This is a genomic window from Geobacillus sp. 47C-IIb, from assembly GCF_014679705.1.
Taxonomy (GTDB): domain Bacteria; phylum Bacillota; class Bacilli; order Bacillales; family Anoxybacillaceae; genus Geobacillus; species Geobacillus thermodenitrificans.
The window spans coordinates 2,353,364-2,365,374 of record NZ_CP061473.1 but is presented as its reverse complement, the minus strand read 5'-3'; the positions used below and the strand labels follow the sequence as shown (position 1 = coordinate 2,365,374).

The following is a 12,011-nucleotide window of genomic DNA, read 5'->3' as shown; positions in this document are numbered from 1 at the left end:
TTTTCCATCTGCTTACATGACTGCTGCTTTTGTTCGTCTTTATCGCAGCTACTGCTTTCATTCACCATCAATGTTTGGCGTTGATGCTCACTTCTCTTTCACTAACTATAAAGACGACTGAACAGTTCAATCATCCGTATCGATTTGTGCCCGTTGCAGCTTGCCACTGAAATCGACATAAATGCTTCTCCATTCAGTGAATACATCAAGCGCAGCGACGCCGGAATCACGGTGACCGTTTCCTGTCCCCTTTGTGCCGCCAAACGGCAAATGAATTTCTGCACCCGTTGTCCCTGCATTGACATACACAATGCCGGTATCCAAATCGCGCATCGCCCGGAACACATTGTTGACATCACGAGTGAAAATAGCGCTGGACAATCCGTAGTCGACACAATTGTTAACAGCGATCGCTTCATCCAAACTGCGGACGGAAATGATCGACACAACCGGGCCGAAAATTTCTTCGCGGGCGATACGCATGTCGGGCGTGACGTCAGTGAAAATCGTCGGTGCGTAATAAAAGCCGCGTGCATAGTCTCCATCGCTCAATATATGGCCGCCAACAAGCAGTTTCGCTCCTTCTTCTCGGCCGATGTGCACATAGCGTTCGATTTTTTGCAGCGCTTCTTCATGGATAACCGGACCAACTTTGACCGTTTCATCCAGCCCGTCACCGATTTTCAACGTCTTCACCGCTTCAAGCAGACGCCACTCGAGCTCTTGTTTCACCCGCTCATGGACAATAACTCGGCTGCACGCCGTGCACCGCTGCCCCGATGTGCCGAACGCACTCCAAACAATACCGTCAACCGCCAACGTCAAATCTGCGTCATCCATGACGATCACAGCGTTTTTCCCACCCATTTCGAGCGACACTTTTTTCAACAGGCGCCCGCACTTCTCGGCAATCTGACGGCCGACTTCATTCGAGCCCGTAAATGAAATGACCGGAACGTCCGGATGCTCAACAAGCGCGTTCCCTGCCGTCGGGCCGTCGCCGTGAACAACGTTAAACACCCCATCCGGCAGACCGGCTTCGGTGAAAATCGCTGCCAGCTCGCGCGCCATAAACGGTGTTTCAAGTGCCGGTTTCCAGACGACAGCGTTGCCGGCGACAATGGCCGGGAACGATTTCCATGTCGCGATAGCAATCGGAAAATTCCATGGGGTGATGATGCCGACAACCCCGACCGGCACCCGAACGCTCATGGCAAACTTGTCTTTTAGCTCAGACGGGGTCGTATCGCCGAATAACCGTCGTCCCTCCCCCGCCATGTAAAACGCCATATCGATGCCTTCTTGCACTTCGCCGCGCGCCTCTTCGATCACTTTCCCCATTTCCATTGTCAGCAGCCGAGCAAGCTGTTCTTTCCGCTCCTTCAGCAACAAACCGACTTTATATAATACGTCCGCTCGTTTCGGAGCCGGCACGAGCGCCCATTTTTTTTGCGCCGCTTTTGCCGCTTTGACAGCAGCATCGACATCAGCCGCTGCAGATAATGCTACTTCACCGATCGTTTCCCCATTTGCCGGATTGATCACCGGCGCCCATTGGCCGCTCAAAGCCGGTTGCCATTTTCCATTAATAAAGTTCAACGCCTTCATCGTCATCCTCCTTTGTCTATTGATTCGCTGTACGAGTAGATGTCGTTTCGCTGTTACTTTGCTACAGCTGTCCTTTTCATTGCATGATTCATGGGCTATCTCGGTCTCAATGCGGAAACTCTTCTCCAATGTTTTCATCTGTCTGACAGTCTCATCGTCACAGACAGTTGTTCCGGCTCCGTCATCACCTCAATCACGGTTGGTTTCGTCGCAGTGAGCGCCTGCTTAAAGGCAGCGGCAAACTCATCGGCTGTCTCCACCGTAACACCGTTGGCACCTAATGCCCTAGCCAATCTGGCAAACGACACTTCACCTAGTCCGCTGCCGACCACTCGTCCTGGGAACTGAAGCTCTTGATACATACGAATAGTCCCATACATCCGGTTGTTAAACACGAGACTGATGACCGGGACGCCATAACGGGACGCCGTCTCGAGTTCGGCCGCCGTCATGAGAAACCCACCATCTCCTGACAACGAAACGGCCGGCCGTTCCGGATGGGCGAGCTTCGCGCCGATGGCCGCCGGCAGCCCGTATCCCATCGCTCCTGATGTTGGGCCAATATACATATGCTGTTCCTTGAAGGAGAAAAAGGTGTGCAGCCAGCCGGCAAAATTGCCGGCATCGTTCGTAATCATTCCATCGTCCGGCAACTGCGCTTGTAGCTGAGCGATGATGGCTTCTTGCACGTTTCTTGGCGGCTGCGGCAGCCTCGCTGTTTCTTCATAAGCTTGTCGGCGCTCCAAGACCCATTCATTCCACGTCGGGACGATATGCCGCCCTAACAGTGCACACAACGCCTCGTGGGCATCGGCCGCAACGGCGATGTCCGCTGAAAACACTTTGCCAAGCGCCTCCTCGTCGATATCGATATGGATGAGCATCTGATGCGGCAGCGGCCATGTATAATCTTGCGTTGTTACTTCCGCCAACCGCGTTCCAACCGCCAAAATAACATCCGCCTGCTTGGCCGTCTCAACGACAGCTGCCGGTGCGCCAAGACCGAGATGGCCGACATAAAGCGGATGGTCATGCGGAAACACGTCATGGCGGCGGAATGCGGCAACAACCGGAAGGGAATATTGTTCAGCGACGCGACGCAGCGCCTGCTCAGCGCGCCCCCGCTTCACCCCGCCACCGGCGACAATGAGCGGCCGACGGGCAGCAGCGAGTGCCGCTTCAATCCGCTTCACCTCATCATCCGCTGGGGCTGGGCGCGGCACATCCATCGTCATCAACACCGCCTCAGCAACCGTTGACGCAAACACATCCTCAGGAATAGAGACGACAACCGGACCAGGTCGTCCCGTTTTCGCCACCCGAAATGCCCGTTGCACGAGTTCTGGAACGCGCTCGGGGTCGGTGATTTCGACTGCCCATTTCGCAAGCGGCCGAAACCATTCGTCTAGTTCTACTTCTTGAAATCCCTCACGACCACGGAATCGGCGATGCACTTGTCCTAACAGGACGACAAGCGGGGTCGAATCTTGACGTGCTGTATGAACCCCGATGGCCAAATTAGACGCTCCGACTCCGCGCGTCGCTAAGACGACACCTGGTTTGCCGGACGCTTTCGCATACGCTTCAGCCATAAACGCCGCCCCTCCTTCATGGCGGGCAGAAATGAACTGAAGGGTTGGTTCATCGTACAACGCATCCAACAGCGGCAAATAACTTTCTCCCGGCACGCCAAACAAATGAGAAATACGCTCTTGTTTTAAGCATTCGACAATCGCTTGCGGGACAGAAAGGCCACGCATCACCCGCTTTTTCATGGCCGTCCCTCCCATTCAATCGCTTTCCAGCGCCGAACGGCTTCGAGCAGCCGTTCCTTCGGAGCGGCGAGTGATATGCGCACATACCCTTCCCCTGCTGAACCAAACGCCGTCCCTGGTGTAACGATCACCCCGGCCTCATCAAGCAACCGAGCGGCGAACTGAGCGGAAGAGTAACCGACCGCCGTTGGCACCCAAAGAAAAAACGTCGCTCGAGGCGGCTGAACGGGCACGCCTATTTGCCAAAGTGCAACCGTCATTGCCTTCATCCGCTCTTCATAAATGCGGTTGTTCTCCTTTGCGGCTTCATCTCCGCTCCGCAATGCAACGGCCGCTGCTTTTTGCACCGCCAAAAATTGACACGTATCAATATTGCTTTTCAAGATGGAGAGCGCCCGAATGACCTCCTTATTGCCGACGATATAACCGATGCGGCAACCAGCCATGTTATAGCTTTTCGATAAAGATCCAAATTCGATGGCTACTTCTTTGGCACCGTCAACTTGCAGCACGCTCGGAGCAAAGGCATCACCGAATGTCAATAATGAATAGGCTGAATCATGGGCGATAAGAAAACGATGTTTTTTTGCAAGCATGACTGCTTCTATGAAAACATCGATGGTGGCTAATGATGCTGTTGGATTGCTTGGATAGTTTAATAGCATGATATTGACTCGATCATAAGTGGATGGAGTAATAGCGGAAAATTGTGGTGCGTAGTCACGGGCTGCATCCAGCGGCAAGTCGATCGGCGTGCCTCGGGCAAGGTGAATAGCAGTTCGATACACCGGATAGCCCGGGTTCGGAACAAGCACTGCATCCCCCGGATCAATCAGCGCCTGCAATAGATGGACAATGCCTTCTTTTGAGCCAATCAAAGCGAGCACTTCAGTGTCTGGGTCAAGCTTGACACCATACTGCCGCTCATAAAAGTCAGCAACGGCTTCGCGATATTCGCGGCAGCCGGCGTACGGAGAATACGTATAATTGCGTGGGTCATCCAGCTCGCGTTTCAGCGTCTCAATAAGAAACGACGGCGGCGGCAAATCTGGCGCCCCGATGCCTAAATCGATGACATCAACCCCTTTTTTCGCAAGCTCGACCTTTTTTCGCTCAAAGTCCGAAAATAAATACGGCGGCATTCTTCTCACAAGGTCGGAAGCCATCTTCATCGCGGCCTCTCCCCCTTCGATTCGATTGTTTGAGGCGCGGAACAAGCAAACGACAGGGTGTTCGATGCTGGCTGGAGCCGGATCATCACTCACCGTTGTTTGGCAACTGCCCTCTCTGAACGATGGAACTGTTGCTTTGGTGAACATGTATCATTTGTCTCGTCTAGCTCATCTCCTCTCGTAAATCATTTTATTATTCATTTCAAATAATTAGAATATCGATCGAATGGAAGGAGCTCCCTTTCGTTGCTTTTCTCACCCCCATCTACACTACCGCTTTATAAGCATAAAAGAAAAACCGGACGCCTAGTTAACGTCCGGTATACAAAACGTATCCTCTCCTTACCGATACAGCGATGAACCGCCGCGCACAAATTCGTTCGCCTTTTCTTTCATTCCTTCTTCTTTGATTTTCCGTTGCAGCTCGTGTGAGATGTTCATCGAGCAAAATTTCGGCCCGCACATCGAGCAAAAATGAGCGGTTTTCGCCGCCTCAGCCGGCAATGTTTCATCATGATACTCACGAGCCCGCTCCGGATCGAGCGATAAGTTGAACTGGTCATTCCAGCGAAACTCAAAGCGCGCTTTCGAGAGCGCATCGTCGCGCTGCTGGGCGGCTGGGTGACCTTTCGCCAAATCGGCGGCGTGGGCGGCGATTTTATATGTAACGACCCCGACGCGCACATCCTCTTTATTTGGTAACCCTAAATGTTCTTTCGGCGTCACATAGCAAAGCATGGACGTCCCGTAGGCACCGATGATCGCGGCGCCAATCGCCGACGTGATGTGGTCGTATCCCGGCGCAATGTCGGTGACAAGCGGCCCTAACGTATAAAACGGTGCACCATGACAAAGCTCTTGTTCTCGCTCGACGTTTTCGCGGATTTTCTGCATCGGAATATGCCCCGGTCCTTCAATCATGACTTGCACGTCATGCTCCCAAGCGATTTTCGTCAGCTCACCGAGCGTCTCAAGTTCAGCAAACTGTGCCTCGTCGTTTGCATCAGCAATGGACCCCGGGCGCAAGCCGTCACCAAGCGAAATGGCAACATCGTATTGTTTTAAAATCTCGCATATTTCTTCAAAATGCGTATATAAGAAGTTTTCTTCATGGTGGGCCAAACACCATTGCGCGATGATTGAGCCGCCACGTGAGACGATGCCGGTCGTCCGATTGACGGTGAGCGGAATGTAATGAAGCCGCACACCAGCGTGGATCGTCATGTAGTCAACCCCTTGTTCAGCCTGCTCAATCAATGTCTCGCGGTACACGTCCCATGTCAACTTCTCTGGTACGCCGCCTACTTTCTCAAGCGCCTGATAAATCGGCACTGTTCCGATTGGAACTGGCGAATTGCGGATAATGTATTCACGCGTTTCGTGAATTTGTTTGCCGGTCGACAAATCCATCACCGTATCAGCACCCCAGCGTACCGCCCACAGCAGTTTTTCCACTTCATTCTCAATCGAGGAAGAAACAGCCGAGTTGCCGATGTTGGCGTTAATTTTTACATGAAAACGGCGGCCGATGATCATCGGTTCGCTTTCTGGATGATTAATATTCGAAGGGATGATCGCTCGGCCAGCGGCAACCTCCTGGCGGACGATTTCCGGGTCGATTTGTTCGCGAATCGCGACAAATTCCATTTCCGGTGTAATGATTCCTTTTTTGGCGTAATGCATTTGCGTGACCACTTTCCCCGGCTTCGCCCGCAGCGGACGTCGTGCAAACGGAAGCGACGCCGCACGGCCGGCGGTGGACTGTGGCTCCGTTTCTTCGACATCGCCTCGCTCAACAATCCAGTTGCGGCGAAGAAGCGGCAATCCTTTTTCTACATTCGGCTCAAAATCAGGATCTGTGTATGGACCGGTTGTGTCATAGACGCGCACCGGTTTGTTTTCCACCTCTCCTTGCGGTGTCTTCGTCGGTGATAACGCGATTTCTCTCATCGGCACGCGCACGTCCGGCCGTGATCCTTCGACGTACACTTTCCGGCTGGCTGGAAATGACATAAACGAGCGAATGTTTTCCATACGGATTCCCCCTCTAAATCAACGATGGTTTAGGATCCGAGGCCAAGCCAGCCGAAGCAAAGGCAAAAACGAGCCGCTCTTTGCCGTGAAAAATAAAAACGGGTCCCGCAACACGGAACCCGATCAAGGCAAAAAGGCCAAATGAACAGTCTAAGCGTCCATCTGTTCCCGCTGCCTGCTTCCCTACGCTGGCATGACCCAGATCAGGTTCAAAGGGTCAAAGAACTTCATCGCGTTCTTTTCTCAGCCCGGCTCTCGGACTCCCCTAGCAGATAAGCGTATAACAATGATGACTGACTTTTTTTTATTTTACTACATAATGAGAAAATAAACAAACCATTTTATTCCATATCACAACTGATGTACCGTGTTTCTTTCCTCAGTAAACGCGCTTTTTTTCCGCTTCACACCGAAAATTGCTTTAACATCGTCCGCATCTCGTCCGCCATCTGACCGAGCGATGCCGACGAAGAAGCAATTTCTTCAACAGAAGCCATTTGTTCTTGAGTCGCTGCCGATACATTGGCAGCACTAGCTGCTGACTGTTCGACAATTTTGGTCATCTGTTGGAACGCCTCATCCACCTGGCGGGCATGGCCCGTCATTTGTTCAATCGCAGACGATACTTGTCCAATTTGTTCGCTTACTTGACCGACCGCCTCACGAATATCGGCAAACGACTGACCGGCAACAGCGACGACGTCCAACCCTTGCGCCACTTCAGCGACGACCCGTTCCGTGGAGGCGATTGCCTGCTTCGTCTCTTCCTGGATGTAGCTAATCAGATCGGAAATTTGCTGCGCTGAGTGCGCTGACTGCTCCGCCAACTTCCGCACCTCGTCCGCGACAACGGCAAATCCTTTCCCTTGCTCACCGGCACGCGCCGCTTCGATCGCCGCATTGAGCGCCAGTAAATTCGTCTGTGACGCGATGCTCGTAATCGCTTCAGTAATTTGTCCAATCTCGTTCGATCGCTCCCCGAGCCCTTTAACGACTTGGCCGAGCGATTGAACGTGGTCATAAATAAATTGCATTTGCTCAGACATTTGCATCACAGATTGCTTGCCATCCCCTGCTTTTGTTGCCGTTTCTTGGGCGCTGTGTGCCACTTCTTTTGTTTGACGGGCAACATCACTGAGCGTTCGGGAAATATCATTGACGGATTCCGCTGTGCCGCGGGCTGCACTCGCCTGCTCTTCCGCATGGGAAGCAAGTCCGTCCATCGTTGCCGCAATTTGTTCTGTCGCCCTCGTCGTCTGTTCGGCAACAGTAGCTAACTGGTTGGAAAACTGCGACACTTCGTCCGCATGGTGTTGAATGCGGCCTATCACCTCTTGCCAAGCATCCGCCATATTGTTTAACGATGTGGCAATCGGCCGCAACTGCCGCACGCTGTTGAGCGGTACGCGCACTGTTAAGTCCCCACTTGTCATCTTGCTTAAGTATTTGTTAATGACGGCAATTGGAGCAACAAACCGCCGATAATTCAGCGTTGCCGAAATGAAGCCAACAATCGCACCAAGCAGCAACGTAGCGGCTAACGTCCACCAAAACGCCGCCCCGCGAATGCTGTTAGCTAGACATATCGCAAGGCCGATTACCGCCGTGCTCGGAATCACGACGAACATCGTGCGGATGATATAGCTCATTAACGACAAACCTTTCTCCCCCTTTTTCTATCGCCTAAAAATGTTTTATACAGCATTGACATATTCGGCAATGTGCATAGGTTTTCCTTCTTTGTGCCTAATCGAACATCCAAACATTTTGCCGATATTACATTGCGGAGATGCTTAGCCCAAAAAATTATAATGAAACGTATTTTGCGATTCTCCACGACGACACCCACCATCTCTGGCTACCGGTGGCATAGAACTGGGATATTTCCCCACATGACCTTCTAAGCCGCCTGCCCCCCGAAGTTTATCTATCTTGAACATCAACATAAAAAGCGGGCTTCCAGTTGGAAGACCGCTTTTTCCTTATTTACACCGTCGGCTTTTCGGTTGTGACATACGTTCCGGCGATAAAATCGTGAATCGACCGTTTGTCTTCCCTTGCAGCCACCATAATGGCGCTAACGATCAGACCGATGCCTAACGTGATAACATAAACAAGTCCGCCAACGAACAAGCGCAAAAACATCGTGCCGATGCCAACCTTGCCGCCATTCACTTTCGCAATCCGGATGCCAATCATCCGCTTACCGACCGTATACCCATACCAGACAGCAGGAACAATTAGGGCGTACAACAACTCTACCAAATTCGTAAACCAGTTCTCTTCCGCACTACCTGTAATCAAATAGCCGATGATTGAAATCGGAATGCCGATGACAATAGCGTCTAACAAGTTTGCCAACAGCCGCCTCCAAAATCCAGCCGGGTTTGTCACTGCCATGTATCTTTCCCCCTTCTACCTTTTCTATATTGTATTCATCACCTACAGTACAATTGTCTTTATTTTAGCCTAAATCTCAGGGAGACGTCCATACGATCAAGGCCGGCCAAGAGCCAGGAGCTCCCAGCCCGCTTCGGACCAACTACGGCGAAAAGTTTCTCATAAAAGTAGTATTGGTGAAAAATTCGTATATAGTAAACTTAGAAAGATTCCCTTTGCGTAATGGCCAGCAGCAAGAGGTCATGGGTAGACAACGCCATTTTTTATGAAAGGCTTGACAACATATGTGGGAACTTATTTTCGTATTTGCCATTCTTTTTGTCGGCAGTTTGATTCAAGGAGCAAGCGGATTTGGCTTCGGGTTGTTTTCTATGGGGCTTTTGCCGATGGTATTAACCTTTAAGAATAGCACACTATTAGTGTTGGCTTTGACGCTCATCATATCGTTCCACGTGGCGGTCAAGTTCAGAAAACACATTCGAGGCAAAGACCTTCTTTCTATTTTAAGTTTCGCCTTAGCAGGCCGCATATTGTCATTCTTTATCCTAACCTTCTATGGCGAGACGGAGATCATGAGAAAACTGTTGGGCCTTGTACTCATTGGGATGGTTATTTATCTTTATATGAGTGAAAAAAACGCCTATGCCCCATCGTTTAAAAAGCCGATCTTTCCTATGTTGATCGGTTTGATCGGCGGAATAATCGGAGGGATCTTTGCCGTAGGCGGCCCCTTTTTCGTCTTTTACTTTCTGATGCGTTATAAAGAAAAAGAAAGCTATAATGCCAATCTTCAAGCGTCCTTTGTCATCATGAATAGTTTTACGATCGTTTTGCACGGGATTCATGGAGACTTTACCGATTCATTCGTTCTGTACTTTTTGCTTGGGGCCGTCGCTGTATTGGCTGGTGTACACATAGGGCTGAAATGGTTTGAACGCCTGCCGCATACACGGATTAAAACATTGGCTTCTTTCATTGTGTTTGCGGCGGGAGTAAACTTGTTGGCCTTTTCATAGCATGTAAAAGGATGCCCGAAAAAATGGGCATCCTTTTACTCACAAATGGAGAGTCCCAACATGACAGCCCTGCCAAGTCGGCTGACATTGGCGACTTTCCCCCTATCTAAGCTTAGCAACCACCGCTGAGAAATCGTCCCGAAGCGATCCTTTTTGGATAAAATGACGGCGTAAGCAGGCTAACAGCGCACGCTCATCGAGAGAAACATACGGCGCTAGCGTATCACGGAACGTCTCAATATTTTGGCGGACAGAACCCGCCTCCCCTTCAATAGCCCCATCGGAATACAGGACAAGCGTCGCCCCAGACTCATAGCGCAACTGGCCGCTATCAACGAAAAGCCCAGGGAGCAACCCGATCGGCGCACACCCGCGATCCAATTCGAATACCGTGCCGTCCGGTTGGAATAAAAATCCGGGCGGATGGCCGGCCGATGCATACTCGATCATCCGTTTCTTCACATCAACAAGGACATACACAGCAGTAAAATAATACGTCATCTGCCCGTTTTCATGATACAGCTGGCGCATATGACGGTTCAACTCGTAGAACACGGCTTGTGGGACGATCGCTTTGCGGATGATGCCGTTAAGGAGCGAGCGAACTGACATGCAAATGAGTGAAGCCGCCGCTCCATGCCCCATCACGTCCATTAAAAAAATGCCGTACCGCTGGTTGTCGATCTGATACCATGCATACATGTCGCCGCCCAACTCCTGCGACGGAATGTATGTGCCAGCGATGTCGATTCCATTGGCTGACAACGGTTTGCTTAATACACGCTTCTGCACTTCGCGGGCCAGCTTTAAATCATCCTTCATTGCCTCCGCATAAGGCGTCTCATGCAGGCCGGAAAACAAAAATAAGTAAAAGGAAATGTTCCCTTCTTGATTGTGAACAGCCCGCACCGTTGTTCGCCTAACAGACACCGATCCGTTTTTCCGCCGCCAGCGCACCCGTCCCTGCCATTGCCCGCTTTCCACAATTCCGTTTTTGATCACTTCGTAAAACCAGGCAGCGTAATAACCAGCATAGAGCGTATGCAGCGGCTGGCCGACGACTTCCGTACTATGGCCGGTGATTTTCGTAAACGCCGAGTTGACGAACCGAACGGCAAACTCATCGTCAGTCACAAGCATCGCCTGTTCGATGGACGCATACACTTGCTCAGCGAGCCGAATCTCGTCCCTGTTTCTTTTCGTCTCCGTGATGTCCATGACAAAGCCGCTGATCAGGTTTCCTTCCTCTGCCTCACTAAGCACAGGAACCATCCGCTCAAGCACCCAACGCACAGACCCGTCCCGCTGATTAACGATGCGGTATGTTTGTGTACTCACCTTAGATTCCCAAGGGAGTGCCCATTTTGCCTCCGCTTTGGCATGGTCGTCGGGGTAGGATATTTTCATCCATATATCCTCATCATGATAAAAGGCAGCCGGAGGCAGGCCGTATAGCTGCTCACACGACGAAGAAATGAACAATATTTTTCTTTTATCCGGTGCTGCCAACCAGTATACATAATCATTCGACCCGAACAGCATGTTCATTTTTTCAAGTCTGTCGAACAACTCCCGCCATGTAAAGTTTTTGTGATGTCGCAGATATTCCAAAAACTCATCAATCATAAAACGTCATTCTCCGCTTAAATAATCAATTGCTTCTTTCTCCGTGGCGAATAATTTCATAAACGAATAAAATTTTACAATACGGAAAATTTCTGCGAGCGACCCTTTCACTCCGGCAACGACCAGTTCTTTTTGCTGGGCTCTGGCCGCCATCACGCTGTCGGCAATCATGCCGAGCCCGGCGCTGTTGATGTAGTTGACCGCTTCCATGTTAACAATCAACTGGTCAGCCCGTTCGGCCAGCAACTGTTCAAGCGCTTGACGAAACGATTCAACATTATTTAACTCACATTTCGCACCCTCTCGACGAAAATCGGGAGGATTTTTTCGTTCCGATGTCGAATGAATCCTTGACACACAAGGAACGTAAAGGAGTTTTT

Annotated in this window: 9 protein-coding genes and 1 riboswitch; of the genes, 1 reads left to right on the top strand and 8 read right to left on the bottom strand. The window is 51.0% G+C overall.

Annotation, left to right across the window (positions count from 1 at the left end):
• Window positions 1–126 precede the first annotated feature (126 nt).
• From IC804_RS11910 to IC804_RS11885, 6 genes are all read right to left on the bottom strand, one after another.
• Window positions 127–1,608, bottom strand: coding sequence for an aldehyde dehydrogenase family protein (locus IC804_RS11910; protein ID WP_008881242.1), 1,482 nt, complete (start codon window positions 1,606–1,608; stop codon window positions 127–129).
• A gap of 134 nt (window positions 1,609–1,742) precedes the next feature.
• Entirely contained in the window at window positions 1,743–3,383 is a 1,641-nt protein-coding gene (locus IC804_RS11905; RefSeq protein WP_008881243.1) for a thiamine pyrophosphate-binding protein, read from the bottom strand.
• Entirely contained in the window at window positions 3,380–4,555 is a 1,176-nt protein-coding gene (locus IC804_RS11900) for an aminotransferase class I/II-fold pyridoxal phosphate-dependent enzyme (RefSeq protein WP_081157240.1), read from the bottom strand. Before IC804_RS11900 ends, IC804_RS11905 begins: the two co-directional genes overlap by 4 nt.
• Before the next feature lie 342 nt (window positions 4,556–4,897).
• A complete protein-coding gene (thiC, locus tag IC804_RS11895; protein WP_008881245.1) occupies window positions 4,898–6,589 on the bottom strand; it encodes a phosphomethylpyrimidine synthase ThiC in 1,692 nt (563 codons plus the stop codon).
• A 163-nt stretch (window positions 6,590–6,752) separates the two neighbouring features.
• Window positions 6,753–6,866: riboswitch (TPP riboswitch) on the bottom strand.
• A gap of 127 nt (window positions 6,867–6,993) precedes the next feature.
• On the bottom strand, window positions 6,994–8,247 hold the full coding sequence (locus IC804_RS11890; RefSeq protein WP_008881246.1) for a methyl-accepting chemotaxis protein: 1,254 nt from the start codon (window positions 8,245–8,247) through the stop codon (window positions 6,994–6,996).
• Between the two features lie 328 nt (window positions 8,248–8,575).
• Window positions 8,576–8,989, bottom strand: coding sequence for an RDD family protein (locus tag IC804_RS11885; protein ID WP_008881247.1), 414 nt, complete (start codon window positions 8,987–8,989; stop codon window positions 8,576–8,578).
• 284 nt (window positions 8,990–9,273) lie between these two features.
• Between IC804_RS11885 and IC804_RS11880 the strand changes: the two genes are divergently transcribed.
• A complete protein-coding gene (locus tag IC804_RS11880; protein ID WP_008881248.1) occupies window positions 9,274–10,005 on the top strand; it encodes a sulfite exporter TauE/SafE family protein in 732 nt (243 codons plus the stop codon).
• Between the two features lie 102 nt (window positions 10,006–10,107).
• Here IC804_RS11880 and IC804_RS11875 read toward each other — a convergent pair whose 3' ends face one another.
• Both IC804_RS11875 and IC804_RS11870 read right to left on the bottom strand, forming a co-directional pair.
• A complete protein-coding gene (locus tag IC804_RS11875; RefSeq protein ID WP_008881249.1) occupies window positions 10,108–11,631 on the bottom strand; it encodes a SpoIIE family protein phosphatase in 1,524 nt (507 codons plus the stop codon).
• 6 nt (window positions 11,632–11,637) lie between these two features.
• A complete protein-coding gene (locus IC804_RS11870; protein WP_144038736.1) occupies window positions 11,638–11,988 on the bottom strand; it encodes an STAS domain-containing protein in 351 nt (116 codons plus the stop codon).
• Between the last annotated feature and the right edge of the window lie 23 nt (window positions 11,989–12,011).

Excerpts from the sequence above, each read along its gene's own strand:
- IC804_RS11910 (WP_008881242.1), bottom strand. The coding sequence starts at position 1,608 with ATGAAGGCGTTGAACTTTATTAATGGAAAATGGCAACCGGCTTTGAGC.
- thiC (WP_008881245.1), bottom strand. The coding sequence starts at position 6,589 with ATGGAAAACATTCGCTCGTTTATGTCATTTCCAGCCAGCCGGAAAGTG.
- IC804_RS11905 (WP_008881243.1), bottom strand. The coding sequence starts at position 3,383 with ATGAAAAAGCGGGTGATGCGTGGCCTTTCTGTCCCGCAAGCGATTGTC.
- IC804_RS11880 (WP_008881248.1), top strand. The coding sequence starts at position 9,274 with ATGTGGGAACTTATTTTCGTATTTGCCATTCTTTTTGTCGGCAGTTTG.
- IC804_RS11885 (WP_008881247.1), bottom strand. The coding sequence starts at position 8,989 with ATGGCAGTGACAAACCCGGCTGGATTTTGGAGGCGGCTGTTGGCAAAC.
- IC804_RS11900 (WP_081157240.1), bottom strand. The coding sequence starts at position 4,555 with ATGAAGATGGCTTCCGACCTTGTGAGAAGAATGCCGCCGTATTTATTT.
- IC804_RS11875 (WP_008881249.1), bottom strand. The coding sequence starts at position 11,631 with ATGATTGATGAGTTTTTGGAATATCTGCGACATCACAAAAACTTTACA.